Consider the following 25,653-nt stretch of genomic DNA (forward strand, 5'->3'; position numbering starts at 1 on the left):
TCATATGCAAAAGCTGTTCGGCGACGGACCTCAGCCGTTCCACGGGCCGCAGTCCCTGCCCCTGACCGACCATGGCATCCCCCCGACGGGGCGGGCCTTCCGGGCTGTGGAGGTCTGGCAGCCTGCGCGCCATGACTGCCACCATGGCCGAACATGACGCGCCCGAGTTCCGGCAGGTCGCTTGGCCACCGGAGATGCCCCCGAAAAGCAGGCGCGAGCTGATCGAGTGCCGGGCGGCCATGACCAACGCCGGCGGTCCGGTCGTGCCGCTCGGATTCCCCCTCCCCCAGTCGATGCCGGGCAGGTCGCCCCGGAGGTCGGCCGGCTGATCGCCGAACTCGATCCGCTGCGCAGCCGACTACTGCTTGCCACCGTCGGGGACGAACTCGCGGAGTGGCTGCTCGTCCGCCGTGACATGCATGCCCTGATCGCGCGCTGGGGCGAGGTCAACCACCTCCAGACACCTCCGCGTTTCCGCGGCCGGGGCATCGGGACCGCGCAGACGCGCCGCGTCCACGAACCGGCGCGGGACGAGATGGGCCTGGAGCAGCTCCACCTCGCGGCCCGAGCGGGCATGCGACTGGAGGGCTTCTACCGCCGGCTGGGGTGGCGGGAGGTCGGCCGCCGGCCGGGTGCGTTGCGAGTGGCACCCGAGGACGACCGCGACGACATCCTGATGGTTCTCACCCTCTGATGCGGCCGCCGGCCGCCCGTACAGGTCCTCCGGCGCGCCGTGGCGGCCCTGTTCCTGGGCGCGTACGTACGGGGAGTACTCCAGGCAGGCCAGCAAGTCGTCACCGACCTGATCCTTCAGGAAGGCCACGTCGTCGGCCGCGGTGACCTTGTTGCCGACGACGGCGAGGGCGATGCCGTACTCGGCCGCGTAGTCGCGGTACTGACGGTAGACGGAAACGCCCGTGCGGGGGGGGCTCGGCCGCGATTGAGGTTCCCCGTCGCTCGGGAGGTGCTGATCAGCAGGTCAGGGAGGGTTGACGGGTGTTCAGGTTCGCTTTATCGGCCGTCACGTGCTCGGTGTAGTGCTTCTCCTCGAACTCGATCGGGCCGAGGAAGCCGAGCCGTTCCTGGATGCGCCGGGGGTTATAGAAGCCGTCGATGTACTCGAAGAGTGCGAGGTTCGCCTCGGCCCGGGTGGCGAAGGTGCGGCCGCGGAGGCCCTCGATCTTGACCAGCATCCACAGATTCTCCGCGAGGGCATTGTCGTAACTGTCCCCGACTCAACCCATTAACGCTTCAATTCTCGCCCGTACCAGCCGGGTTGTGAGCTTGATGAACGTATATTGCTTGGATTCAAGGAGTCGTCGCAACACCGCTGGCCTGGAGCGAGAGTAGTTCATCGTCGAGGGCTTCCGTCGGGGTTCGCCATCCAAGTGTCTTACGGGGCCTGTTGTTGAGTGTTCGGGCGACCGCTTCGAGGTTCCTTCGAACTCCATCTGGACAAGTCGGTGCCCTTCGGGAAGAACTGGCGAAGCAGGCCGTTCGTGTTCTCGTTCGTGCCCCGTTGTCAGGGGCTGTGCGGGTCGGCGAAGTAGACGGCGATGCCGGAAGCCTGCCGGTCTCACACACCGCTTGCCTTGAAGCCGTCCAGGCTCGCACGACCACCAACTCATCAGCGAGCACGACGCTTTCGATCACGACGCCTTCGACTTGGTGGAACCACAGGTTCTGGAGGGAGGGAGACATCAGCCACGGCCGTTCATGATCGCGGTTTTGGTGACCCTCCGTGGCTCCAGCACTGAAGGTGATCCAGAACCACGATTCAACCGACGCCGAGAGAGCGTGCCACTCTCGCGCACCGCCTCATTGTCAGAGAGGGCGGGTACGTTCGAGTTGCGCACACAGAAGAAGGTGCCCCGCCCCAGCTATCCGGGGGCAGGGCGCCTTCATGCAGTGCTTCAGCGGTCGAAGCGCCCTTTGCGTACCTCGCGGATGAACGAAGCGAAGGCAGTCGCCCCGACGATCAGGGCCGGCCCCGAGGGGTCCTTACTGTCCCGCACCGGGACGATCCCCGGCAGGTTGACCGCCGCCTCGACGCAGTCACCGTTGGCTCCGCTGTAGGACGACCGGAACCATGCAGCCTTCGTAAGTTCGTTAGCAGCGCGGCCAGTTGGGTTAGCGATCACGATCTATGCTCCTCCATCACTTTCTTGATCACCTCTCGTGAGCGGTCTTCGGGGAGGGCAGCAGCGACGATTCGCTCCCAAGCCGCCTCAAACGTCTGCACATCGCTACTGTCCTCAATGAACGAGCTTCCTCGAAGGTCTTCGACCTGCACAATCGACGGGTAAGGCTTGTCGAAATCGAGAATGCTGAACAAGCCGAGGAGCCCCGGATGGGACGCGGCTCGCGCCGGCATCACCTGGATGGTGATGGTCGGTCGTTCGCTGAGCTCAAGCAGGCGGGCCAGCTGCTCGTACATTGCATCTGGGCTCTCGCAAAACTCCTGGTGAAGGACAGGTTCGTTGATCACTGCCCAGAAGTTCAACGGCCGGTTCGTCCTCGTCAGAACGGCTTGTCGTGCCGTCCTCACATCGACGCGCGCCTCGACCAATTCTGGTTCGAGGGCACCAGTCGCCTTGATGGCCTCCCGTGCGTAGCCTCTGGGCTGGAGTAGGCCAGGAATCAGCGTGGGCGCGTAGTAGCGAACGCGGGTTGCTTCCGTTTCCACGCTGATGTGGTCGATGTAGGTGGTGAGGATCGCATCGCTATATCCGGCCCACCAGCCTTTCCTGCCGGCGTCTTTGGCCAGTGCGGCAAGGGCGGCTATGAACGCCTTGTCTGTGACGCCGTACTTCTTCAAGAGCGGCTCGACGTCCTTCGCAGGGATGTGCGCCTTCGCGTTCTCGATCTTCGAGAGCTTGTGGTGCGGCCACCCCATGCTGGCTGCGGCAATCGCCTGCGTCTGGCCGGCGTCCTCGCGGCACTTCTCCAGCATCTTGCCGAGCTGTCTACGCCGAAGCGTCGGCTTCGCTCTCTGATTCGGCATCATCCTGCCCTTCTGCGGTGCCCGTTGAGCACCTGAGGTGCGTGGCTGTACCCGACAGGTTGCATTGTGCCCTCTTCAGGTTGCACGCGTCGATGGCCTTGAGGTTTCACATGTGCTTTTTCGGGTGCACATGTTGCGCACCGATGTGCACACCGGCATGCTGATGACGGGCAGTAACGCGATGTCATCGCGCAATCACAATTGGCCAGCGTGGCTGCCCAACTCCTGCCGCATGCCTGGAAGTAGGAACGGCTGCTTTCAGCTCTCGCGGCATCGAGTGGCTGTGCCCAGAGAAGCGAACGTCGGCACTGCCACGTCTCTACTGGCTTGCTGGAGGCGACGATGCAGCAGAACAGCAGCAATCCGAAACGGACCGCGACGCAAACGGCACGAAGGCGGGCCATGGGCGTTAAGGCCCGCGACACACGGCGCACGCTCGCCACCGAACACCGGGACTTCCGCCTGCGCCACGGTGACCCCGCCTTCTGGGACAGCTACGAGTGCGACCCGTACCTGGGCCTGGGAGGCATCTGATGGCCGACCACCTCGTCCGCCCTGCGCTCAACCAGACGCCACGCAACACCGCGTGGACGGACCGGGACATCGACCTCACGCTCAGGCGGCGGCCGTGCATCGCGGTGGACCTGGCCTTACGGCTTCGGCATCTTCGAGGGTCGTACAACGACCACGTCAAGGAGCTGTTCCCGGGCCGCTCGCACCGGCGGCTGGTCAGCTACGTGATCCGACCGCCCGGGGCGGACGCCTCCGCCGTGCAGTCCCGGCTCCGCGAACTGGCGGAGGATCGCGGACGCCACGTCATCTACTACATCACGGACACCACCGCCTGCGACCTGCGCAAGCGGCAGGGCTATGCCGAGGCCATCAGCATGATCTACACCGGCCGGGCCGACGGCCTCGTCATCCCGGACATGGCAACCATCACCGCGGACTACACGCAGTACGAACAGCAAGTCCGCTGGCTCGGCGAACGCAACGCGCTCCTGTACCTCCTCATTCCCGAGGGCCAGCAGTGAAGCCGCCTCACACCTGGCTCGATGAACACGACATTGGCTGGCGGCAGATCGCCGCCCAGATCCTCTACGTCGCCGTCCTCACCGGCCTCATGGTCTTCCTGCTGGTCGGACTCGCCACGCACTGAAAGGTTCTCCGTTGCCCCCTCCCTCCGAAGCCCTGGAGCAGGCCACGCCCGCCACGCCCCGGCCCGAGGAGCTTCCGGCCGGCGTCAAGCCCGGCGTGAGCTACCCGCAGCGGCTGGCCGGCCTCGTGTACGAGCCGGAGCCCGCGGCATGATCACCACGAAGCACACCTCGCTGGTGTCTGCGACCCGCACCCCCGAATACTGGGACCGCGCCTACTGGCAGGGCGCCCGCTTCCTGTCCGTCGGACGGGAAGAGCGGCAGCTGCTGCGCGCGCTCGCCCAGGTCAAGTCGGGCCAGTTCGCCGTCGACGCGGGGTGCGGGCGCGGCTCGCTGGCCGCCACGTTGGCCGGCTGGGGGCTCAACGTCCTCGGGCTCGACTTCTCCGAGGTCGCGATCGACGCGGCCCGGGGTACGTTCCAGGAGTTCGAGAACCTGCGGTTCGACCGGTACGACTTCACCACCGACTCGGAGCACCACATGCTCCGGCCCGGCACAGTGGACTTGATCACCTGCCGCCTGTCGCTCCCGTTCCTCGACCGACATCGCTTCCTCGGCGGCTGTCGGCGGTGGTTGCGGGAGCGCACCGGCACCTTGCACATCACCACGGCTGTGCGCGAGTTGACGCCGCCGGAGCACAAGCACTGCGGCCTGACGTTGGGCGAGGTCAACGCGCTCGACGACGGCCACTGGCAGCACGTGATGCGCTACCCGATCACCGTGGGCGGGTCTGTGCAGGGCATCGTTCTGCGCGGCCCGGTGCGCTGAACCACCACTGACTTCAGCCGCCCCACCCGGACCTGCCCAACCTGTCCACCTGGGCGGGCGGGTGCACCACCCGGCAACGCCGGGTGGGCAGGAGGCCATCGAAGGGAGTGCACTCCATGGCTGGAAAGGACGCGTGCTCGTCACGAGGAGGGGCGTTTTCTCCAGCGGTGATCGCCCTCATCGCTGGGAACGTCATGCCTTCATTTCGGTCATCTCTGATCGCTCCCCGTGCTGACGGTGCGCGGCGTCGAGAAGGATGGCTTCCCGTGACTACCCTCCGCTTCAGTGAAGACGGTCGAAGCCAAACACCCGTTTTCATAACGGAGTTGTCCGTAGTCACACCGTGCTCAACAGTCTTATGAACGGCAGAAAGGCCCTCACATGACCGACGTGACCTCCGACCACGAGCGCGCTGCGCGGCTGCGTGACGCGGTCGTCGACGAGCTTGTCGAACGCGGCGAGATCACCTCGAAGGAAGTTGAAGCCGTGATGCGCAAGGTCGAACGGCACCGGTTCGCTCCCGAGGCGAGCTTGGAGGAGGCATACCACACCTACAACGCCGTGGTCACCAAGCGGAACGAACACGGGAGGGCTGTCAGCTCGGTGAGCGCACCGCAGATCCAGGCGTTCATGCTCGAACAGGCCGAGATCCGCCCGGGGATGCGGGTGCTGGAGGTCGGCTCCGGTGGCCTCAACGCGGCCTACCTGGCTGAGCTGGTCGGCGACGCAGGCGAGGTCACGACAGTCGATATCGACCCGGAAGTCACCGAACGAACCAGCCGCCTACTGGCGGAAGCGGGCTACTCGGATGTGCGGGTGATCCTCGCGGATGCCACAGAGGGTGTTCCGGCCCACGCCCCATACGACGTGATCATGGTCACCGTCGGAGCGTGGGACGTACCGCCGGCATGGGTCGCGCAGCTCACCGGCAACGGGCGCCTCGTTGTACCGCTGCGGATCCGGGGGCTTGTACGTTCGATCGCCTTCCAGCGCGAGGAGAATCGCCTGGTCAGCACGTCGGAGCGGATCTGTGGATTCGTATCCATGCAGGGCGCCGGGGAGCACGAGGCTCAGCTCTTGCTGCTCAACGGCACCGAGGAGATCGTTCTACGGTTCGATGACGGGCTGCCCGCGGGCGCTGAGCCGAGCCTGCTGAACAACGCGGTACGCAGCCCGCGGGCAGAGACCTGGACCGGGGTTTTCGTCAAGCGTGGGGTACCGGTGGACAGGCTCCAGATGTACATGGCCACCGTGCTGCCGGGCTTTTGCACCATGTCCGTGGACGCGGACCTCGACACCGGCCGGGTCGCCCCGTACAACAAGCGGTTCTCGATGGCCAACTTGGATGGTCCGAACTTCGCGTACCTCACGGTGCGTATCACGGACGACAACAAGTCCTTCGAATACGGGGTCCACGCCTTCGGCCCGGACGCTCCCGCTGCGGCAGAAGCGATTGCCGACCACGTGCAGACCTGGGACAAGGAACACCGCGGCGGGCCAGGCCCGCGCATCGCCGTCTACCCGGCCGGCACCCCCGATGACCAGATTCCCGAACTTCCCGGCGCACGGGTGATCGACAAAACCCACTGCCGGGTCACACTCTCCTGGCCCTCGACCGCGATGACGGGCGGGGACCAGGGAGCCCAGCACCACACCACCGAATAAGGAGAGTGGTCACCATGCCGAACGTCCTTTTCGCGGACGACGAGATCAAGTTGGCTGAACACCCGGGCGGGGACGACGACTTCACGCTCGATGTGCGAGTCGTCGTGGCCACCGGCCCCCTGGCCGAGATGGGCGACTGCCCCACCGATGACGGCTGCGGCAACACCTGCGAGAACGGCGCCAGCGCCTGCGACTCGTTCATCGGCGACCCGGCCTGACGGTTCAACAGCTTCTGGGGTGCTGGGCACTTGTCCGGCGCCCCAGCAGCGCCCTCGTTACTGCTGTGGAGGCGACCTGTGAGATCAGCAGTCAACTACCAATGGCGACCTGGTGCGATGCTCCGCGCCACTACTGACCCTGGCGGTTTGGACCTACCCCGAGATCTTGACCTCTTCGGTGACACGACGGCGGCACGGGGATGGCTGGCCGCAGTGTGGCGGCGCGAGGATGTACGCGACGCCCTGAGTGCCGCCAGCCCTTCCTTGTGCCAGCGGATCGGTGAGGTGCTGGCCGGGGAGCGCTCCCAGCCGCGTCAGGTGCGCCGGGCCGTGATCTCCGTGGCCTCCTATCTGCTGCGCTGGCAGCAGCGCCCCACGCCGTTCGGGCTGTTCGCCGGGGTCGCCCCGGTGCAGATCGCCCAGGCACCGAAAGCTGTGTGGGGACTCCAGCACCACGCGGCGTTGCGGGCGGATGCGCAATGGCTGACCAGCATTGTCGCCCGCCTGCACCAGTGTCCCCAGCTACTCGAGCGTCTGGCGGTGGTCTCAAGCGGCGCAGGGCAGGTGCGAGGGGACCGCTACGTCGTGCCGGGTTCGCCGACGAACGGACAGGAGCAGGAGTTGGCCCCCGTGGAAGTATCGGTTCGCTACACGCGGCCGGTCGCTGCCGCTCTTGCCGCTGCCCACGCCCCCATTCAGTACCGCGAACTGCGCCAACTGCTGACGCGGCAGTTCCCGACTGCCCCCGCTGGCCGGATCGACGCCATGCTCGGCGGCTTGGTCACGCAGAACATTCTGGTCACCAACCTCCGGGCCCCCATGACGCGCCTGGATGCCCTTGAGCACGTGTGTGCCATTCTCGGCACCGTCGCGGCGCACGACATCCCCGACATCGCCAGCCTCGTAGGTGAGTTGCTCGTAATACGCGGCGAGCTCGCTGGTCCGGCGGCGGCCGAAGCGCGGTCGGCGCGCTCTGGTCTGGCTGATCGCATGCGAAAGCTCAGTGATGTGTCGGTGCCGCTGGTGACGGACACGGCCCTCAACTGTGATGTCCAGATACCCGAACAGGTGGCCGTGGAGGCGCAGGAGGCTGTCGGCATCCTGCACCGCCTGTCGCCCTACCCGTCGGGGTATCCGGCCTGGCGCAACTACCACGCCCGGTTCCGTGCGAGGTACGGCCTCGGAGCGGTCGTTCCCGTACTCGATTTGGTGGCCGACAGCGGGCTCGGCCTACCTGCGGGCTTCCTCGGCTCTGCGTACGACGACGCTCTTCGGCAGCTGACCGAGCGCGACGAAAAACTCCTGTGTCTCGTCCAGCAGGCCATGCTGGAGGGCAGTGACGAGATCGTGCTGACCGAGCCGCTGATCAGCGACCTGGCGGACGGCGGCGCGGACGCCCTGTGTGCGTCACGGGCGGAGGTGTCCGTCGAGATCCACGCCGCCTCTACGGACGCCCTGGCGCGCGGAGCGTTCCACCTGCTGGTCACCGGGACGCCGAGGCCAGCCAGCAGCATGGCCGGACGCTTCGCCCATCTCCTGCCCGTCCGAGATCGAGACCAGCTCGCTGGCACCTTTCAAGCCGCCGCCCCCGGCGCCTTCGCGGCACAGCTCTCGTTCGTGCCGCGCCGGCGACGCAACGAGAATGTCGCACGCACCATGCGTCTTCTTCCGCATGTGATCTCCCTGGCCGAACACGACGCGCCGAGCGAGGACGCGATACCGCTGGCGGACCTCGCCGTCACCGCAGACACGCGCCGCCTCTGCCTTGTGCAGCTCTCCACCGGTAGGCGTGTTGAGCCGCGGGTCCTGCACGCGCTGGAAGCCGGCGTGCACACCCCTCCGCTCGCACGGTTCCTCGCGGAGATCTCCACGGCCCGGTGCGCCGTCTACAAGTCCTTCGACTTCGGGGCCGCCGCCCGCCTGCCGTTTCTGCCCAAGGTCCGCTACAAACGCACCATTCTGGCGCCGGCGCGATGGCTGCTGACCCGTCGCGACCTGCCGGGCCGGGAGGCCGAAGCGGACGCGTGGGACGCCAAGTTCGAGGCGTGGCGAGCCAGGCTACGCCTACCTGACCGCGTCACGCTGACCGAACACGATCAGCGATTACGCCTGGACCTGACCCACCCCGTCCACCGCCTCGTACTCCGCACCCGCCTCAACGCCACCGGGCGCCTCGAATTACGCGAAGCCCCCGATCCACGCGATCTGGCGTGGCTCGGCCGAGCCCACGAGCTCCTCCTCCCCCTGGTCTCGACGGCACCCACCGATGCCGAATCCTTCTCGGCACCGATGCCTGTGCACTCTGTCGCGTCCAGTACCGGACACCTGCCGGGGCACTCCACCATCCTGGCCGCTCAGGTGCACGCCCATCCGGCACGCTACGAGGAGATCCTGACCGAGCACCTGCCCAGACTGATCGAGGGCCTCGGTCACGCACCGCTGTGGTGGTTCAGCCGTCATCGCACGAACCCTCGCCCCGACGCTGATCAGCATCTCGCCCTGTGCCTGCGCCTGCCCGAACCAGGCGACTACAGCCGCGCCGCCGAACAGCTCCACACCTGGGCGGAACGGTTGCGCCGAGAACACCTGATCGCACAGTTGACTCTCACCACCTACGAACGTCAGTCAGGACAGTACGGCCACGGCCCAGCGCTGGAGGCTGCCTACAAAGTGTTCGCCGCAGACTCGGCTGCGGCCCTTGCTCAGATCCGCATGACGACCCTGGGCAAGGTGAACCCGCTGGCCCTCACCGCGGCAAGCATGGTTGATCTGGCGGCCCACTTCGCAATGTCGATCAACGACGGCCTCACCTGGCTCACCCAGCAACTCCCGCGAGAACACGGATGGTTGGACAAGACGCTGCGAGACCAAGCCCTTGATGTCGCTGACCCACACGGTCCCGGGGCAACCCTGCGATCTCTTCGCGGCGGCGTCAACGTGGCGGCAACCTGGCAAAAGCGTGCCGCCGCGCTGACGACCTACCGAGAACATTTGGCAGCGCAGCGCGAACCGCTCACGGTGCTGCACCCCCTCCTGCGCCTTCACCACGTACGCACACTCGGTGTCAATGCCGACCAACGACGGGTCACCCGCCGCCTCGCACGAGCCTGCGCATTGCGCCACACAGCCGGGAGGACCCAATGACCGTCCCAGCGCTCTTCACCACTGAGCTGGCCAGCACAGCAGAACAGCTCGCCAAGCACCTCGCAGTGCCCGAACCTCCACCTCCCGACCGACCCTGGACAGCACAGTCTCTCGCCCAAGGTGCAGCTGGAATCGCCCTGCTCCACATTGAACGCGCCCACATTGGCGACGGCACCTGGGAGCAGGCGCATACCTGGATCAGCAACGCGGCGGCCGGCCAGATCAGCGCCGCTGACACCACCGGCCTGTACCTGGGCGCACCCGCCATCGCCTACATGCTGCATGCCGCCAGCATCGGCTCAACCACGCGATACCGCGACGCCCTCAAGCACATGGACCGGCACGTCGCTGCGCTGGCCCACCGTCACACCGACACGGCCATGGCCCGCATCCACCGCGGCGAACCCGCCGCCTTCCGTGAGTACGACATCTTCAACGGCCTAACGGGGATCGGCGCCCTTGTCCTGCACCGCTCCCCGGGCAGCAGCTCCCTGGAACGGATCCTGCGCTATCTCGTCGCGCTCACCAAGCCACTCAAATCCGACGGCCAGGAGTTGCCCGGCTGGTGGGTTGCCCATGACCCACGCTTCCGCACGTCCGCCCGCTACCCGGGCGGACATGGCAATCTCGGCACCGCGCACGGCATTACCGGACCGCTCCTCCTCCTGAGCCAAGCCCTGCGGCGCGGGATCACCGTGGACGGCCAGGACGAGGCCGTCGAAACCATCTGCACGTGGTTGGACGCCTGGCGGCAAGACGGGGCGGCCGGCCCGTGGTGGCCGGAGCACATCACCCGAGCCGAGCTGCGCTCCGGCAAGCCCAGCCAGACCCAACCTGCACGGCCAAGCTGGTGCTACGGCACTCCGGGCATAGCCCGCGCCGGACAGCTCGCCGCGATTGCCACCGGCGACCAGCACCGCAAGCACCTCTACGAAATCGCGCTCGCCCAATGCCTCGCCGATCCAACACAGTTGGCCCGCCTTACCGGCGCCGGCCTGTGCCACGGTTGGGCGGGCGTCTACCAGACTGCCTGGCACGCAGCCCGTGACGCTGCCACCCCGGCACTGCGTCAGGCCCTGCCCCACCTGGCCGAAACTCTGATCCGCCACGTTGAGCCCGACGCGGAAGGGGAGCCTGGGTTCCTCGAAGGAAGCGCTGGCAGCGCTCTTGCCCTGACCACCGCCGCCCGGGACACGGCGCCAACCTCCGGATGGGATGCATGCCTACTGATCGACTGACCCTCGACGACACCGCCCTGTCCAAGCCGGACAAGGCGACGCTCAAGGAGCAGACCTACGAGCGCTGGTGGCAGGTGAACCTCCAGTTCACAGATTGGGGTGCGGCCGAGCACGTCGCATCCAGCCACCTGATGCCCCTGCTGAACAGCGCGGCAGCGGACGGCGCCGCCACCAAGTGGTGGTTCATCCGCAAGCACCCCTGCTGGAGGCTCCGCATACGGCCACACGACCACGGTCTGCAGGATCGCATCGGCTCCGGCTTGGACGAACTCACCGCAAGCGGCCACCTACACCGTTGGTGGACGGGGATCTACGAACCGGAAGCAGCTGCGTTCGGAAATGCCGACAGCATGCGGATCGCCCACGAGCTGTTCCACGTCGACAGCCGCGCCATCTTGGACCTGAACCTGTACAAGGAACTCCCGCTCGGCCGCCGGGAACTGTCCATCATGCTCTGCGGAACCCTGCTACGCGCCGCCGCCCTGGAGTGGTACGAGCAGGGAGACGTATGGCACCGCGTTGCCCAGGAACGCCCCCTCCCCGACGACGTTCGTCCCGACCAGCTCCAGGAACTCGCCAATGCTCTGCAGCATTTGATGCTCGCCGACACCACACCGGACGGGCCACTGCTGGGCAACGACAGACCTCTTTCGTTCGCCGCCGACTGGGCTGGCGCCTTCCGTGAAGCAGGCGCCTCCCTCGGAACAGCGGCCCGGACCGGAACGGTGGACCGGGGCCTGCGCCACATCCTCAGCTACCACGTGATCTTCCACTGGAACCGCCTCGGATTGCCCGCGCGAAAGCAGAGCATCCTCGCGTGGGCGGCCCGCGCCGCCATTCTCGGCCCGCTCGTCCGGAAGACGAACACGCGGTCGAGCGGTCTGCTCCCGCCCGCCGTGCGCGACTTGGCCGCACGGTTCCCTTTGGTGCCCCGCGCTCGACTGACCTGCCCGGACCTCGAAACCCGAATCACGAAAGCCCGCGCGTATGCCCAAGAAAGCGAAGGGCGAACCGACCCGCTGGGCCGCCTCGAACGGGCATGTTCTGCCTGGAACCTAGCCGCCCTGATCGTGGCGGACTGCGGCATGCCAGGCTTCGCCGCCGACCTGAGCTGGCGGCAGTTCCAGGTCCTCCAGAAGGCGTGGCCAGTGGCCGGCCCCATAGCGATTGCCTCGCTCCAGCCGCTCGTCAACCTCGCCCGCCTCACCGGCCGGGCCGGCAACCCTGATAACGCCTACCAGGTGTTGCACAGCATGAACCACGCCGTTCAACACGGCGCCGGGAGCGCCCAGATACACGGCCGGTCCGTCTCCTTCGATGCCTTCACCACAACAAGCACCGACCGCCACAAAGTCGTCCCGTGGCTGCGGAATGTCCTGCTCGAAGACGGTACCCGCCTCTTGGTCGCCACCAACCAGTGGACAAGGGCCGCAGCACACGCCACGGCCTTCGACAAAACCCGTGAGCGGCTGGGCGACGCCCGCCAAGTCCAGTTCATCGCACACCTAAACGATGGACACGCCGACGCGGCGTTCGCACTCCTCGACTCCGACGTGAACGCCGAACCATGGGAGCAGGCAGCAGCGGCATGCCTGCGCGCCTTCGCCGACCTGCGTATAGACCGGCTGAACGCTGAGGGTGTCGCGATGATGCTGGAGACTGTCCGTGACGCCATGCACTCGCTGCCCGGCAGAGCGGAGACCTTCTTCCGATTCCGACTCGGCCTGACCGCAGTCGACCTCGCCACACAGGCATGCCCAGGACAGGAAGAGGGGCTGTGCACGGAGCTGATCCGAGACGCCACGGAATCCGGCGATGCTCTCGCAGCCAAAGAAGTTCTGCGCCACCATGCCGTCCGCCGCCGGATGACTACGGCTCAGAACCAACTGTTGAACATGCTTGTCCACAACGCCGGCCTCGGTCACGGCTCCATCCCACCCTCGCTGTTCGGCGAGCTGATCGAAGCAGTGCACGTCGCCGAAACCTGTCTCACCCAGGCCCTCGGGATATCGCCGAGTCCGGCTGGACTGAGCGCATCGCCACGATCGAGGACGCCGGGCACCGCGCCGGAGGGCCTTCCAGCAAGCAGGTCGCTACTGCATGGACAGACGTAGCTGTCGCACGCATTTGCAGGCAAGTCATCAGCTTGGACACCGGCGATCCACTGATCGAGCCGCTTGCCTTGGCGGTCGTGGTTGTCGCGGAGGTCAAAACGCGTAGCGACTTACGGTCTCCGGGTGGATGACGAGGCGAACCCAGTCTGCGGCCAGGATCCCGGCGAGATCGTCGGCGCGGGCCGGGTCGCCGAGGTCCCAGTAGCGTGCGGCCAGGCGGGCGCACAGGTCGGGTGCTCCGTCGGGTTCCACCGTGGTGCGGCCGGCGACCGACAGCCAGCGCTCGCGTTCGCCCACGGGGGCGGCGACGACGATCGAGGCGCGGGGGTCGCGGCGTAGACGCCGCACCTTGAGCGACTCCGGGTCCGTGAACAGTTGGATCGTGCCCTGGGCGGTGACCTCGAACCACACCGGCCGGGGCTGTGGCGGGAGCGGACCCCCGGCCGTCGACAGAAACCCGTACAGGGGGCGCCGGAGGAACTCAAGGTCCTGGGTAGTCAGCGAACTGGCGTCGGTGCTCATCACGGCCCTTCTGACAGACGAGGGGGAATGGTTTTGAGGTCGAGCAGCTCACCCGCTGTCGGGCGGGCATCTCGGGACGCAGCGCTTTTCATCGATCGGCGTCCTGCAGGCCGGAGCCGCCGACCGATCATCGCCGCCAGGCTCCCGCGGCTGCGGCCCGCACGGCGTAGTCCTCAAAGGTTCGGGGCGCCCGTCCCAGCACGGTGACGAGGTCATCGGTCGTCGTGGACATCAGCCCCCGCTCCATCAGCACGAACATCTCGGCGACATGGTGGGCGTCGTCCTCGCTCAAGCCCTGCTCGACCAGCGTCGCGGCGTATGCGGCGGAGGAGATCTGCCGGTAGCTGAGAGGCCGCCCGGACGCCCGGGAGATCAGCTCAACCGCCTCACCGAAGGTGAGCGCACGCGGCCCGGTCAGCTCGTAGACCCGTCCGGCGTGCCGGCCGGTCTCGGTCAACACCGCAGCCGCAGCGTCGGCAACGTCCTCGACGTCGATGAACGGCTCGGGAACCGCGCCGGCCGGGAGCGCCAACTCCCCGGCGACCAGCGGGGCGTGGAAGACGTCCTCGTCGAAGTTCTGAGCGAAGTTCGACGGTCGCAGGACGGTCCACTCCAGCGCCGAGCCGCGTACGGCGTCCTCGGCCGAGCGCATGTCCAGGCCGAACGCGGAGTCGCCCCAGGTGTCGGCGCCGCGCCCGGAGAGCAGGACCAACCGCTGCACTCTGGCTGCTTCGGCCCGGGCCACGAACTCGTGCACGAGGCCCGGCACGCGCGGGGCCACCACGTAGGCGACGGCGATATCCCGCAGGGCCGCGTCCCAGCTGCCGGGGTCGGACCAGTCGAACCGGGTCCTACTCGATCGCGAGGCGGCGCGTACCGGCGTGCCGCGCAGTCGCAGCCGGGCGGCGATCCGCCGGCCGGTCTTGCCTGTTGCGGCGAGGACGAGAGTGGTTTCGTTGCGCATGACGCCGATTGAACACGGCCGACTCGGACGATCCCATGGGTGAGGATCCGGATCATCTGTGTATCCGTCTAACCTTGGTGGGGTGGACGTGTTCAGTGACCTCATCCGCGGGGTGCGGGCCCACGGCTCGTTGTTCGGCAGCTCGACCCTGTCCCCGCCCTGGGCACTGCACTTCGTGGACGGCGCGCCACTGACCCTGTGCACCGTCCTCACCGGGGCCGGCTGGATCGTGCCGGAGCACCGGCCGCCCGAGCCGCTTCGCGCCCGCGAGACGATCATCGTGCGCGGCCCCGCGACGTTCACCTTCGTCGACGAGGCCGGCACCCGCGCCGAACCGCTCGTGTGCGGCGAGCACTGCGCGACACCCGAGCAGGGCGGGACCCGGCACCGGCTCGGCTGGCACGACTGCGGCGGGGACGCCGATGACGGCGCCGGTGCGACGACCCTGATCGTCGGCGCCTATCCGGTGCGCGGCGAGATCAGCCGCCGGCTGCTGGACGCGCTGCCCGTCGTGCTGCGCGTGGGCGGCGGGGACACGGCCGACCCGGTGCTGGACCACCTTGCCGCCGAGGTCCGCGTCGACGCACCGGGGCAGCAGGTGGTGCTCGACCGGCTGCTGGACTGGATGCTGGTCTGCACGCTGCGCGAGTGGTTCGACCGGCCTGGCGGCGAGCCGCCGGCCTGGTGGGCCGCCCAGCGCGACCCGGTGGCTGGCGAGGCACTGCGCCTGCTCCACGCCGAACCGGCGGCACCGTGGACGGTCTCCGCGCTGGCCGAGCGCACCGGAGTGTCGCGTTCGACGCTGGCCAAGCGGTTCACCGACCAGGTCGGCGAACCGCCGCTGACCTACCTCACCCACTGGCGCATGACACTCGCGGCAGACCTCCTGGTCGAGCAGAAGTCCATGACCATCGCGGACGTTGCCCGCGCCGTGGGCTACTCCGACCCGTTCGGTTTCAGTGCGGCGTTCAAACGGGTCCGAGGCGCAAACCCAAGCGAGTTCCGACGCACCGCGACCGCTGCTTCCCCGGCAACCGAGCGGCCCGCTCCAGGCCCCACCACCCCGGCCGACTGAACGCCCGAACGCCGTCGACATGTCTCCATCGCCCCCTCGCTGTTTGCGGTTCGACGGCCCCGCGGTCACAGCCAGCCGTTGGTCTCCGCGAGCCGGGCTGCCTCGGCGCGGGTGCGGGCCTGCGTCTTGCCGATCGCCGACGACAGGTGGTTGCGCACGGTGCCCTGGGACAGCCGGAGCGCCTTGGCGATGTCGGCCACGGTGCCGCCGTCGGCGGCGGCGCGCAGCACGTCCGTCTCGCGCTCGGTCAGTGGGCTGGCGCCGCCGGCCAGTGCTTCCGCGGCGAGGGCCGGATCGACGAAGCGCAGGCCGGTGTGGACGCGGCGGATCGCGTCGACCAGTTGTTCCGGTGGGGAGTCCTTCACGACGTATCCGGCAGCGCCCGCGGACATCGCCCGCCAGAGGTAGCCGGGTCGGCTGAAGGTCGTGCAGATGATGGTGCGGCAGCCGGGCAGTGCTCGCTGGAGGTCGGCGGCGACGGTCAGGCCGTCCCTGCCGGGCATCTGTACGTCGAGCAGCGCGATGTCGGGCGCGGTCCGTTGCGCGGCGGGCAGCACCTCGGACCCGGTGCCGATTTCGGCGACGACGTCGATGTCGGGTTCGAGTCGGAGCACGGACGCGAGGGCGCCGCGTACGAGTGCCTGGTCGTCGGCCAGCAGGACGCGGATCATGTCGGCTCGGCTTCCTTCGAAGGTGCGAGGGGGATCGACGGGGCCGGACCGCGGGCCACGACCCGGTACCCGCCACCAGGGGCAGGTCCGTGTTCGAGCGTGCCCGACACGGCGGCCAGCCGTTCGGTGAGGCCGGTGAGTCCGTTCCCGGCCCTCGCCGCGCGGCCGGAAGTGCCGTCGTCGGTGACCTCGACCCAGCCGGGTCCGATGCGGACGGTGCACCGTTCGGCGTCGGAGTGCCGCAGCACGTTGGTGACCGCCTCCCGCACGACGTAGCCGAACGCCTCGCGCAGTTCGGCGCGCACGGAGTGCGTCGCGGCGGGCAGTTCGGCCCGTATGCCGGCAGCGTGCAACGCCAGGCGGGCGCCGGCGAGTTCACTGTCCAGCGACAGGGTGCGGTAGTCCGAAATGGTGGCCCGCAGGTCGGACAGCGCTGTGCGGGCCATGTTTTCGAGCTCGGTGACCTGAGCGACCGCGAGGGCCACGTCTGCGGAGGACTCCAGGACGCGCCGGGTCAGCCCCAGTTTGACGGTCATCGTGGACAGGCTGTGGCCGAGGACGTCGTGCATGTCCCGGGCGACCCGTTCCCGTTCCTGGTTCACGGCCAGCCTCTTGACCTGCTCGCGCGCGGCCCGCAGGTGACCGATCGTGAAGTTGAGCGCGAAGACGGTGCCGAGTGCCGCGGTCACGCCGACGAGGAGTGCCACCTGCGCCCAGGCCACTTGGCCCTGGGCGAGACGCATCCAGACGATCTGCCCCAACACCGTGACGAGGCCGAGCGCCAGCGCATGGCGCAGCGGCAGCAGCATGAGTCCGATCGACAGGGCATAGGTCAGATCGGTCAGGTAGGACGGCGATGCGAGGAGCACGGCCGGTGCCGCTCCGAGCAGGAACATCGCGGCCACGATGGCGATCCGCCCCCGGCGCGGCGCCACCGGCCCGTACCAGGGCGCGAGTACGCAGCCGATGCCGTAGCAGGCGATGAAGCCGATCGCGAGCGAGGCGAGCAGGGGAGGTGTGGTGCCGTGCGCGAGGTCCTCGGCCCGTGCGATCAAGGCGAGGGAGGCCAGCGCGGTGGCCGTGGCGACAGCCACACGGCCTCGGCTCCATGCCCTGGGGCCGCCCGGTCGCTGGTCCTTCCAGAAACTCCAGTCCGGCCACCGGCGGGCGGAGAACTCGTCCGGACCGCGTGCACCCACGTCGGTCATGCTCTGCCCGGCTGCCGTAGCGGTGCCCAAGTGGCGGCCCGGGAAGTGAGGCATGGTCATGCAGACAAGCATGGCCCACCCAGGACCGGCGCCCCGTGCGGATTGTCACCCGGTCATGCATGACACATGACATGGGTCCGACCGGCGGGCCGATGGTGCAGTGAAGTCATGTTGCACGCGAAGAGGATCCATCCGCCGAGCCAGGAGTACGAACTCACCGAGAGCGGGCGGGCGTTGACGACGTTCTCGTTGCCCAGCGGCCGCAGAAGCCGCAGCGGCGCGCGGTTCACGCTGCGCGGGGTCGCCTACCTCGTGCGCACGCACCGCCTCAGTGGTGTCTACGAACTGCTCGACGGCGACGGGACGGCCTTCGCGACCACGGACCGGGTGCGCCGCAGTTGGCACAGGACGTGCTCCGGGCGGGTCACCCCGTTCCGGCGGACCGCGGCGGCAGGCCGGGAGTACACCATGATCGGCGACGACGGTGCGCCCGCCGGCACGATCCGCCACAGCGGCCACGTCCACTGCGAGGCGACCGCCGACCTGCCGGGCCTGGACCTCGTGCTCCAGGTCTTCGCTCTCGTCGTCGTCCTGCTGCGCAGGCGGCGCAGGCAGGCAGCGGCAGCCGTCCGGCCGGTCTCCCTCCCGAGCGGCTGACGCCCGGCCGAACGTGCCGACACCCACTGCTGCCCTCTTGAAGTGAGGAGAACAACCATGCGCAGGATCTGGCTCGCGGCGCTCGCCGTCACGGTGGGCGCGGCGGCAGTGACCTCGTGCACAGCGCAGACGCCCACGGCAGACGTGCAGTCCCGGTCGCGGGCGGGCGCGCCGTCCCGGCCCCCGCTGCGATGGGGCGCGTGCCCCAGCCCGACGGAGGCGTCCCTGCAGTGCGCGAGGCTCGCGGTGCCGCTCGACTACCGTCGCCCCGACGGGCGGACGATCGACGTCGAGGTGTCCCGGCTGGCGAGCACGAAACCGGCCGAGAAGCGCGGCGTGCTCCTGCTCGACCCCGGAGGACCCGGCCTGCCCGGGCTCCCCGTTCCCGCACTGATGAAGCTGCCCCAGAAGGTGCGCGACCGCTACGACGTGATCGGCTTCGATCCCCGCGGAGTCGGCCAAAGCACCCCACTGACCTGCGACTTCACCTGCGCTCAGGGGGGAGGCGGCGGCCAACCCGCCCAACGCCGGCAGTGCGGCCGACGTGGCGAAGCAGGCCGCGACCGCGCAGAGGCTCGCCACACAGTGCACGACGTCGAAGACCGCGAGCCTCCTGCCGTACATCACCACCGCGAACACCGCGCGGGACATGGACCGGATCCGAGCGGCACTGGGCGTACCGAAGATCTCGTACTACGGCGAGTCCTACGGCACCTACCTCGGCGCGGTGTACGCCACCCTCTTCCCCCACCGAGGCGACCGCATCGTGCTCGACAGCAGCCTGCCACCCGAGGGCTACGACATCGGGTACCTGCGCAGCCAGAGCGCGGGCTTCGAGACCCGCTTCCCCGACTTCGCGAAGTTCGCCGCGGCCGCACACCACCAGTACCACCTGGGCAGCACACCCGCCGCGGTACGCGCGAAGTACTTCCAACTCGCCGCGCGCCTCGACGACAAGTCCATGCAGGGATACGACGGCACGGCCTTCCGCGTCGTCACCGCCGGGATGCTCCGCGCGGACAGCGACCGCGCCGACCTCGCCGCCATCTGGCACGCCCTGGACACGAACCAGCCGCTCCCGGGCCCCAACACCCCCAGGGGCGGCGCGTACACAGACAACTACCCCGCCGCCTACCTCGGCGTGATCTGCGGCGACTCCCGCTGGCCGACGGCGCTCGCGACCTACCAGCACAACGTCGCCGTCGACCGCGTCCGCCACCCGATGTACGGCGCGTTCGCGGCCAACATCCGACCGTGCGCCTTCTGGCCGGCCCCCGCGGAGCCGAAAGTGCGGATCACTGATCGCGGACCGTCCGACATCGTCATGGTCCAGAACACCCGCGACCCGGCGACCCCGCTCTCCGAGGCGCTGCGTACGCGCCGGGCCCTCGGCGAGCGGGCCCGGATGGTCACCCTCGACCAGGGCGGGCACGTGGCCTACCTGACGGGCTCGAACGCCTGCGGGAACGACGTCGTGACCGACTACCTGGTCACCGGGCAACGGCCCGCGCACGATACGTACTTCGGACGCCGGTGTCGACGCCGGTGACGACGGCCACCACGGTCGCGCGGTGCTGCGGACAGCGGACCGGAGCCACAGCCGGCGTCCCGCCCCGTCTCCGGCGTGCCAGCCAGGCCCGGCGCTCGCCGCGCGGGCCCGCATCCCGGGCTGCTTCGGCTCAGCCCAACGTCTCCATCAGGGCGGTGACATAGGCATTCAGCCGCTCCTCCACGGTTCGCGTCGTCAGCTCTGTCCGCCCTGCCTCCCGCCATGGCTGCGCCACCTGCTGCACTTCTTCCGAGCACGCCAGCGCGTCCCGCACCTGCCAGTACAGCCGCTCGCTCGCCGTCGCGGCCAGCACCCCGCCGGCCTCCTCATACGCCCTTGAGAACCGCAGACCCCACGCCGGGCCGTGCAGCAGCGCGAGGACGGTCGCGCAGTGCGCCACATCGAGATCCGCCGGACCCCAGGAGGTCGCTGCCCAGTCGACGACCCCCATGATCCGGGCATCTGCCTGTCCTGGGGGCGGCACGTCGAACAGCACGTTGCCGGGTTGGAAGTCCCGGTGCAGGAACCGCCCTTCATAAGGCGGTGCGGGCCTGCGGATCACGTTGATCGCCGCATCCCATACCGCCGCGTCGGCGCCCTTGGGAGTCACGACGGTGTCGGCGGTCGTCAACGCCACGTACTTCCTGGGCCGTTCGGCGGGTCGCACCGCGTGGATCGCCACGAGTTGACGGGCCAGCAGGGGGACGCGCGTCTCCAATCCCTCATCGTCGAGGACTGTCCGTCCCGCCAGATGTGTCATCAGGAGGGATGGATACTCGCAATACGAGGCGGTCGGATCAACCGCGACCAGTGCGGGAGCCGGCACGCCGGTCCCCGCGAGCAAGGTCAGGGCGCCGGCCTCCCTGTCCAGCCAGTCCTCGGCGTGCTCCACGTCGACGAAGGTCCGCAACACCAGGTCACGGGTGCCGCCGTCCGGCGTGCCGATGGTCAGCCGCCGCATTTCGGCGGTGATGCCGCCGTGCAACGCCTCGGTTTTGACGATCCGTTCGCCGACCTCCAGGTGCCGGCTCACCCACGCCAGGGTCAGTGGTCGGACAGCCGCCTCATCGTGGTTGGTCATCGTGCCACCTCATCATCCAGGCGCCGACACCCGCAAAGGCTTTCCCTGGAAACGACGGCGACGCTGCTTTGCTCCACTCGCGGCTGCCGCAGGCACCGCCCAGGCACTCGTATCGAGCGGTGGCCGCAGCGTCCGGCCGTTCGATCTGCTCATGGCCGGCGGGCGATCGTGACGATCTCCGGGCTCGTCGGGGTGACGGGTCCGCGGCTCCAGTCGCCATACCGGGCCTCGATCTCGAACCCGGTCTCGGTGAGGAACGCATCGAGTGTCACCGTGTCCAGGAAGCGCAGGCACGTGCGGTCGACACAGGCCACCGGGTCACGCCGGATTCACCTTCGAGGCCGACCGCTACCGCACTATCCCGGGCTGCGCGGCGGCAGCCGCTGTGTGATCCGGTCGAACAAGTCCGTCAGTGGCTCGCTGACTTCCTGACCGAACTCGGACAGCCCGTAGGTGACTTTGGGGGGCGTCGTCGGCTCGACCTCGCGCCAGACCAGACCGTCCTGGACCAGCGCGCGCAGGGTCTGAGTGAGCATCTTCTCGCTGATGCCCTGGATGCTGTCGCGCAGCTCGTAGAACCGAAGGTCGCTGCTCCGCAAGGAGATCAGCACCCAGACTCCCCACCTGCTGGTCACGTGGTCGACCATCTCACGTGCAGGGCAGTCGGTGTGAAACACGTCATACCGCTTGCCGGTCTCAGCCTGTGTGAGCTGCGCGCCTTCCCTCATGTTTGGAGCTTACCTCTGGGTACGTCCTTACGAAACGTAAGCCCACCTCCTAGCGTCAATTCCCGCAGTGCACAACGAACTAGGAGCTGGACATGATCGTGGTGACCGGGGCTACCGGGAATGTGGGCCGACCTTTGACGCAGGCCCTGGCCGAGGCGGGCGAGCAGGTGACGGGGGTGTCGCGGCACGCGGTGGCGATGCCGGACGGAGTCCGGCACGTGGCGGCCGACCTGGCCGAACCGGCAAGCCTCATAGGCGTGTTGGACGGGGCGAAGGCGCTGTTCCTCCTGCTGTCCGGCGACCTGCACTCCCCCGAAGCCAGGCCGGCCGACATCATCGCCCTGGCCGCGGCCAGTGGGGTCCGCCGGGTCGTCCTGCTGTCCTCGCAGGGCGTGGCGACCAGGCCGCACGGCCCGTCGCGGGTCGCGATGCGCGCGCTGGAGGACGCGTTGCGGGAGTCCGGCCTGGACTGGGCCGTCCTGCGACCGGGCGGTTTCGCCTCCAACGCCTTGGCCTGGGCGGAGTCCGTCCGCACGCTAGGGACGGTCGCCGCGCCGTTTGGCGACGTAGGAGTGCCGGTCATCGACCCGGCGGACATCGCCGAGGTCGCGGCGGCCTGCCTGCTCGACGACCGGCGCACCGGCGGGGTGCACGAGCTGACCGGGCCGGAGGTCATCACGCCGCGTCAGCAGGCGGAGTCGATCGCCGCCGCGCTCGGCTCGCCCGTACGGTTCCACGAACTCACCCGCGACGAGGCCAAGGCCGAGATGACACGTTTCGTACCGGTGGAACTCGCCGACGACACCCTGGACATCGTCTCTGCCCCGAATCCGGCCGAACTGCGGATCAGCCCGGACGTGGAACAAGTCCTCGGCCGCGCCCCCCGCCCCTTCAACGACTGGGTGACCCGCAACATCGCCGCCTTCCGCTGAGCCACCACTCAACTGAAGCACCCGGGCGCCTCGTGCGGCTGCAGCAGCACGAGGCGCCCACCTCCGTAGTGCCGCCGTCATCGGCGCGCAAGGCGCTGGGCCGCGCAGGCCCTCAAACCAGGCCCTCCAGACGACCAACGCAGAACCGACCACCACCCGCCGCTGGGTGCTTCAGGAGCAGGGGTGGACGACGGCGCCGGACGAGGCCGGGTTCACCCGGATCAGCATCGACGTACTGCCGTCAACCGCCAAAGGGCCGCACACCGCCGACACGCAACTGGTGGCCGCGCTCCACCGCCCCTGAGCAGGCGCAAGCCGATGTCGCAACGCGGCGCCGGAACACCGCACGAAGGTGTACGTTGACCAGCCGGCCCCTGATGCTTGGCCTCATCCGTCCCCTCTGCGAAGAACGGGCTGCCATGCGTGACGACACACCTGACGAAACGCGCCGTGTCCACCTGAGCCGGACTTTCGAGGAGGACGCGGAGCTGTACGACCGCGCCAGACCCGGATATCCGCCAGAACTGTTCGACGACCTCGCCGACCTGGCCGGCACCGGCCCCGGCTGTCGTGTTCTTGAGGTGGGAGCGGGCACCGGCAAGGCGACCTTGCCGCTCGCCGAACGCGGTTGGCGGGTCACGGCCGTCGAGCTGGGCGCGGACATGGCCGCCGTCGCCCGTCGCAACCTGGCCGGGTTCGAAACGGTGGAGATCGTGACGGCGGACTTCGAGACCTGGCCGCTGCCTCAGGAGCCGTTCGACGTGGTCGTCTCGGCGACGGCGTTCCACTGGATCGATCCGGCGGTGCGGATGGCGAAAACCGCTGATGCGCTGCGGCCCGGTGGTGCCCTCGCCGTGGTCGCCACGCAGCATGTGGCGGGTGGCAGCGAGGAGTTCTTCGTCGAGGTCCAGGACTGCTACGAGCGTTTCGATCCGGCCACCCCTCCGGGGCTGCGGCTTCCTGCCGCAGCCGACGTCGACACCTCGGACCACGCGGATGAGGCCGCACGCAGCGGTCGGTTCGGACCCGTGGTCTTCCGGCGTTACGAGTGGGATCTGACCTACACCACGGCGGAGTACCTGGAGGTGCTGCGGACCTACTCCGGTCACCGGGCGCTGCCGCCGGAGGCCCGGGAGGGACTGCTGGAGTGCATCGCCAGGCTGATCGACAGGCGATACGGAGGCCGGGTCACCAAGCGATACCTCACGGAACTGCGGGTGTCACGAACGGCCTCTTCGCATCGGTAGGCGCGGCTGGGTCATCCGTCGACCCATCTGGCAGCCCATCGGACGGTCCCTGGAGCCCCTCAAGAGGGCTGCCGTCCCCCGCCGCTCAGCACCGGCGCAAGAAGTCGTATGGAGCACGTCAGAGCGGCGTACGGTTCGGACAGTTCCAAGCCCCGGGCTCATACGGTCAGGTGGCTCATCCGCCGCACCCATACCCGCGGATGGGTCGACGAGCACCTGACGGGGGGAACCAAGCATGACGGCAGAGCACTTCCAGGCACCTCCGGACGAGATACGAGAACTTGCAGGCGAGTTCACCGCCCTCGTCGATGAACTCACCGCGCACATCGAGGTCTTCGTCGACGATGCGCTCGATCGAGATCGGTGAGGCTTTCGGGCTTCTCGACACGTGCACCTAAGCCACCTCGCAGTACACGGAGATGGTGAGCGGCACCAGCGAAGCTCCCAATTTCCAGACGCCCGCCGACAAATACGCGGCGGTCGCCACCGCGACCAGCTTCGTCTCGGACGGCTGGAGTGCGCACCACATGCACGCCTACCCGCGCGAGAACGCCGAGGGCCGTTATAGGGGACCCTTCGCGAAGGCTTCAAGATCGCGGCGAACGGCGGTGCCCACGCCGGCGGCGGCGTCATCGAACGCACCCTCACCAACAGCCATCTCCCGGAAGCCGGCCGGGAGATGACGGACAAGGACGGAGCCGTCCAGTGTCCCGACGAAGCAGCGAGCGCCGGCGGATCCGACTCCGGGAGGTAGACGGGCGTGTGGCCGTTCAGGGATGGAGCTCGACCGGGCAACGGCCGACGCAGGCGGCCGGAGGGAGCGCCCCGGCCCGCACCACTCACGCCCGAAGACCTGGATGCCGAATGGGAGCAAATCGGCCCTGATTGGCGGGCGCTGCGGGACCGTAAGGCGCGGCGAGCCGCAGAGGATCGGGCCCCGCGCCCGCTGTTCTACGCCTGCTCCTTCCAACGCGCCGCCACCGGCGAACTGCCCGCTCTGACCGCTACCGACGGCCCCGTCGAAGCGCTGCTGTGGCAGCGCACCCAGCGCCGCTGGGGCCCCACCGGCCGAAGCTCGTACGAGCTGCCGTCCTCCGGCGTCATCCTGTGGTTCCCCCGGCCGCTCCCCCTGCTCGGCGTCTACCCGCGGAGCCCGTACTGGCCCGCGACCACAAGCGACTTCGCCTCCACCCCGAAGCGCCTCCTCCACGTATGGCCCGTCCACGTTCCCGGCCACACGGACACGACCGTGATCGTCGCCGACGGACGCGTCTACCGCACCGTGACGACACCCGAGGTGCTCGGCGGACCGCAACTTGCCAACCGTCACTGGCACTTGGAGGGCCGTACCGCCGTCGCCTGGTCCCGCGGCCACGCCGCTCCCCAGCTCCTTCACGAACTCGCCATCGACCTCCACGCAGCGGTCGCCGAACTCGCGCAGCACGGCCTCACCGAGTAGCCGCATCACCGCATGTCTCTGAAGCATGTGGGGCCGGAGCAACTTGCGCACCCCCACACCGGGCCCGCTTCCGGCCGAGCGGGGAGGGAACACGTTCATCGTCCAGGACGCAATGAGGCCAGAGGCCGTGCCGTACTTGCACGCATCGACTGACACGGCGGAACCTGTCAAAGCGATCAAGGCAGGTAGATCGTCCTAACGCTGTGCCGGGATCAGTGGGCCGTCTGGTGCCGGCTTGTTGATCCAGGCCGC

Annotated in this window: 29 protein-coding genes and 2 pseudogenes; 19 read left to right on the forward strand and 12 right to left on the reverse strand. The window is 68.5% G+C overall.

Annotated features, from left to right (window positions below):
- The first annotated feature begins 226 nt into the window (after window positions 1-226).
- A complete protein-coding gene (locus tag ACIQE0_RS28550) occupies window positions 227-694 on the forward strand; it encodes a GNAT family N-acetyltransferase (protein WP_402337546.1) in 468 nt (155 codons plus the stop codon).
- A 42-nt stretch (window positions 695-736) separates the two neighbouring features.
- Here the strand turns inward: ACIQE0_RS28550 and ACIQE0_RS28555 are convergent.
- The 5 genes and pseudogenes from ACIQE0_RS28555 to ACIQE0_RS28575 all read right to left on the reverse strand — a co-directional run.
- A pseudogene (locus ACIQE0_RS28555) lies at window positions 737-928 on the reverse strand (ATP-binding protein); the annotation flags it as partial.
- A 43-nt stretch (window positions 929-971) separates the two neighbouring features.
- The gene (locus ACIQE0_RS28560) at window positions 972-1,193 is read right to left on the reverse strand and encodes an IS3 family transposase (protein ID WP_366337606.1); all 222 of its coding nucleotides are present in this window, start codon (window positions 1,191-1,193) and stop codon (window positions 972-974) included.
- 115 nt (window positions 1,194-1,308) lie between these two features.
- Window positions 1,309-1,564 (reverse strand): annotated as a pseudogene (locus tag ACIQE0_RS28565) (IS30 family transposase); the annotation flags it as partial.
- A 349-nt stretch (window positions 1,565-1,913) separates the two neighbouring features.
- Complete coding sequence (locus tag ACIQE0_RS28570; RefSeq protein WP_402337550.1) at window positions 1,914-2,141, reverse strand: DUF397 domain-containing protein; 228 nt, start codon at window positions 2,139-2,141, stop codon at window positions 1,914-1,916.
- Window positions 2,138-3,007: a helix-turn-helix transcriptional regulator gene (locus ACIQE0_RS28575; protein WP_366337603.1), complete on the reverse strand. Its 870-nt coding sequence runs from the start codon at window positions 3,005-3,007 to the stop codon at window positions 2,138-2,140. Before ACIQE0_RS28575 ends, ACIQE0_RS28570 begins: the two co-directional genes overlap by 4 nt.
- A gap of 399 nt (window positions 3,008-3,406) precedes the next feature.
- Between ACIQE0_RS28575 and ACIQE0_RS28580 the strand changes: the two genes are divergently transcribed.
- The 10 genes from ACIQE0_RS28580 to ACIQE0_RS28625 all read left to right on the forward strand — a co-directional run bounded on the left by ACIQE0_RS28580 (window position 3,407) and on the right by ACIQE0_RS28625 (window position 13,308).
- Entirely contained in the window at window positions 3,407-3,538 is a 132-nt protein-coding gene (locus tag ACIQE0_RS28580; protein ID WP_366337601.1) for a hypothetical protein, read from the forward strand.
- Complete coding sequence (locus ACIQE0_RS28585; RefSeq protein WP_366337599.1) at window positions 3,538-4,038, forward strand: hypothetical protein; 501 nt, start codon at window positions 3,538-3,540, stop codon at window positions 4,036-4,038. The genes ACIQE0_RS28580 and ACIQE0_RS28585 overlap by 1 nt, the downstream gene beginning before the upstream one ends.
- Entirely contained in the window at window positions 4,035-4,163 is a 129-nt protein-coding gene (locus tag ACIQE0_RS28590) for a hypothetical protein (RefSeq protein WP_366337597.1), read from the forward strand. The genes ACIQE0_RS28585 and ACIQE0_RS28590 overlap by 4 nt, the downstream gene beginning before the upstream one ends.
- Before the next feature lie 11 nt (window positions 4,164-4,174).
- Complete coding sequence (locus ACIQE0_RS28595; RefSeq protein ID WP_366337595.1) at window positions 4,175-4,315, forward strand: hypothetical protein; 141 nt, start codon at window positions 4,175-4,177, stop codon at window positions 4,313-4,315.
- Window positions 4,312-4,929 (forward strand): class I SAM-dependent methyltransferase, encoded by a 618-nt coding sequence (locus tag ACIQE0_RS28600; RefSeq protein ID WP_402337557.1) that lies wholly within the window; start codon window positions 4,312-4,314, stop codon window positions 4,927-4,929. Before ACIQE0_RS28595 ends, ACIQE0_RS28600 begins: the two co-directional genes overlap by 4 nt.
- A 381-nt stretch (window positions 4,930-5,310) precedes the next feature.
- Window positions 5,311-6,594 (forward strand): methyltransferase, FxLD system, encoded by a 1,284-nt coding sequence (gene fxlM, locus ACIQE0_RS28605; RefSeq protein ID WP_366337592.1) that lies wholly within the window; start codon window positions 5,311-5,313, stop codon window positions 6,592-6,594.
- A 14-nt stretch (window positions 6,595-6,608) separates the two neighbouring features.
- Window positions 6,609-6,812: an FxLD family lanthipeptide gene (locus ACIQE0_RS28610; protein WP_366337590.1), complete on the forward strand. Its 204-nt coding sequence runs from the start codon at window positions 6,609-6,611 to the stop codon at window positions 6,810-6,812.
- 147 nt (window positions 6,813-6,959) lie between these two features.
- Complete coding sequence (locus ACIQE0_RS28615; protein WP_402337561.1) at window positions 6,960-9,956, forward strand: lantibiotic dehydratase; 2,997 nt, start codon at window positions 6,960-6,962, stop codon at window positions 9,954-9,956.
- Window positions 9,953-11,194, forward strand: a complete 1,242-nt coding sequence (locus tag ACIQE0_RS28620) for a lanthionine synthetase C family protein (RefSeq protein ID WP_402337565.1) — start codon at window positions 9,953-9,955, stop codon at window positions 11,192-11,194. The genes ACIQE0_RS28615 and ACIQE0_RS28620 overlap by 4 nt, the downstream gene beginning before the upstream one ends.
- A complete protein-coding gene (locus ACIQE0_RS28625) occupies window positions 11,176-13,308 on the forward strand; it encodes a thiopeptide-type bacteriocin biosynthesis protein (RefSeq protein WP_366337584.1) in 2,133 nt (710 codons plus the stop codon). The genes ACIQE0_RS28620 and ACIQE0_RS28625 overlap by 19 nt, the downstream gene beginning before the upstream one ends.
- Before the next feature lie 93 nt (window positions 13,309-13,401).
- Here ACIQE0_RS28625 and ACIQE0_RS28630 read toward each other — a convergent pair whose 3' ends face one another.
- Both ACIQE0_RS28630 and ACIQE0_RS28635 read right to left on the reverse strand, forming a co-directional pair.
- The gene (locus ACIQE0_RS28630) at window positions 13,402-13,830 is read right to left on the reverse strand and encodes a pyridoxamine 5'-phosphate oxidase family protein (RefSeq protein WP_402337568.1); all 429 of its coding nucleotides are present in this window, start codon (window positions 13,828-13,830) and stop codon (window positions 13,402-13,404) included.
- A gap of 127 nt (window positions 13,831-13,957) precedes the next feature.
- The gene (locus ACIQE0_RS28635; RefSeq protein ID WP_402337570.1) at window positions 13,958-14,794 is read right to left on the reverse strand and encodes an NAD(P)H-binding protein; all 837 of its coding nucleotides are present in this window, start codon (window positions 14,792-14,794) and stop codon (window positions 13,958-13,960) included.
- 82 nt (window positions 14,795-14,876) lie between these two features.
- Between ACIQE0_RS28635 and ACIQE0_RS28640 the strand changes: the two genes are divergently transcribed.
- Window positions 14,877-15,869, forward strand: a complete 993-nt coding sequence (locus ACIQE0_RS28640; RefSeq protein WP_402337573.1) for a cupin domain-containing protein — start codon at window positions 14,877-14,879, stop codon at window positions 15,867-15,869.
- A 65-nt stretch (window positions 15,870-15,934) separates the two neighbouring features.
- Here the strand turns inward: ACIQE0_RS28640 and ACIQE0_RS28645 are convergent, their stop codons facing one another.
- Entirely contained in the window at window positions 15,935-16,540 is a 606-nt protein-coding gene (locus tag ACIQE0_RS28645; RefSeq protein ID WP_402337576.1) for a response regulator, read from the reverse strand.
- On the reverse strand, window positions 16,537-17,634 hold the full coding sequence (locus ACIQE0_RS28650) for a sensor histidine kinase (RefSeq protein WP_402337579.1): 1,098 nt from the start codon (window positions 17,632-17,634) through the stop codon (window positions 16,537-16,539). The genes ACIQE0_RS28645 and ACIQE0_RS28650 overlap by 4 nt, the downstream gene beginning before the upstream one ends.
- A gap of 282 nt (window positions 17,635-17,916) precedes the next feature.
- Between ACIQE0_RS28650 and ACIQE0_RS28655 the strand changes: the two genes are divergently transcribed.
- A complete protein-coding gene (locus tag ACIQE0_RS28655) occupies window positions 17,917-18,405 on the forward strand; it encodes a hypothetical protein (RefSeq protein WP_402337582.1) in 489 nt (162 codons plus the stop codon).
- A gap of 544 nt (window positions 18,406-18,949) precedes the next feature.
- Window positions 18,950-19,954: an alpha/beta hydrolase gene (locus ACIQE0_RS28660; protein WP_402337585.1), complete on the forward strand. Its 1,005-nt coding sequence runs from the start codon at window positions 18,950-18,952 to the stop codon at window positions 19,952-19,954.
- A gap of 130 nt (window positions 19,955-20,084) precedes the next feature.
- Here ACIQE0_RS28660 and ACIQE0_RS28665 read toward each other — a convergent pair whose 3' ends face one another.
- The 3 genes from ACIQE0_RS28665 to ACIQE0_RS28675 all read right to left on the reverse strand — a co-directional run bounded on the left by ACIQE0_RS28665 (window position 20,085) and on the right by ACIQE0_RS28675 (window position 21,763).
- On the reverse strand, window positions 20,085-21,035 hold the full coding sequence (locus tag ACIQE0_RS28665; RefSeq protein ID WP_402337587.1) for a phosphotransferase family protein: 951 nt from the start codon (window positions 21,033-21,035) through the stop codon (window positions 20,085-20,087).
- A gap of 149 nt (window positions 21,036-21,184) precedes the next feature.
- Window positions 21,185-21,349: a hypothetical protein gene (locus ACIQE0_RS28670; RefSeq protein WP_402337590.1), complete on the reverse strand. Its 165-nt coding sequence runs from the start codon at window positions 21,347-21,349 to the stop codon at window positions 21,185-21,187.
- Between the two features lie 42 nt (window positions 21,350-21,391).
- Window positions 21,392-21,763 (reverse strand): helix-turn-helix domain-containing protein, encoded by a 372-nt coding sequence (locus ACIQE0_RS28675; RefSeq protein ID WP_366336372.1) that lies wholly within the window; start codon window positions 21,761-21,763, stop codon window positions 21,392-21,394.
- Window positions 21,764-21,855: 92 nt separating this feature from the next.
- On the opposite strand from ACIQE0_RS28675, the gene ACIQE0_RS28680 reads away from it, so the two are divergent.
- From ACIQE0_RS28680 to ACIQE0_RS28700, 5 genes are all read left to right on the forward strand, one after another.
- A complete protein-coding gene (locus ACIQE0_RS28680) occupies window positions 21,856-22,695 on the forward strand; it encodes an SDR family oxidoreductase (protein WP_402337593.1) in 840 nt (279 codons plus the stop codon).
- A 166-nt stretch (window positions 22,696-22,861) separates the two neighbouring features.
- Window positions 22,862-22,999, forward strand: coding sequence for a hypothetical protein (locus ACIQE0_RS28685; RefSeq protein ID WP_402337596.1), 138 nt, complete (start codon window positions 22,862-22,864; stop codon window positions 22,997-22,999).
- 115 nt (window positions 23,000-23,114) lie between these two features.
- The gene (locus tag ACIQE0_RS28690) at window positions 23,115-23,942 is read left to right on the forward strand and encodes a class I SAM-dependent methyltransferase (RefSeq protein ID WP_402337599.1); all 828 of its coding nucleotides are present in this window, start codon (window positions 23,115-23,117) and stop codon (window positions 23,940-23,942) included.
- Window positions 23,943-24,177: 235 nt separating this feature from the next.
- Window positions 24,178-24,309 carry a hypothetical protein gene (locus tag ACIQE0_RS28695; protein ID WP_402337602.1) on the forward strand — a complete coding sequence of 44 codons (132 nt, stop codon included), beginning with the start codon at window positions 24,178-24,180 and terminating at the stop codon, window positions 24,307-24,309.
- Between the two features lie 393 nt (window positions 24,310-24,702).
- Window positions 24,703-25,401: a hypothetical protein gene (locus tag ACIQE0_RS28700; RefSeq protein ID WP_402337605.1), complete on the forward strand. Its 699-nt coding sequence runs from the start codon at window positions 24,703-24,705 to the stop codon at window positions 25,399-25,401.
- The last annotated feature ends 252 nt before the right edge of the window (window positions 25,402-25,653 follow it).

The organism is Streptomyces sp. NPDC093097 (assembly GCF_044754325.1).
Classification (GTDB): Bacteria; Actinomycetota; Actinomycetes; order Streptomycetales; family Streptomycetaceae; genus Streptomyces.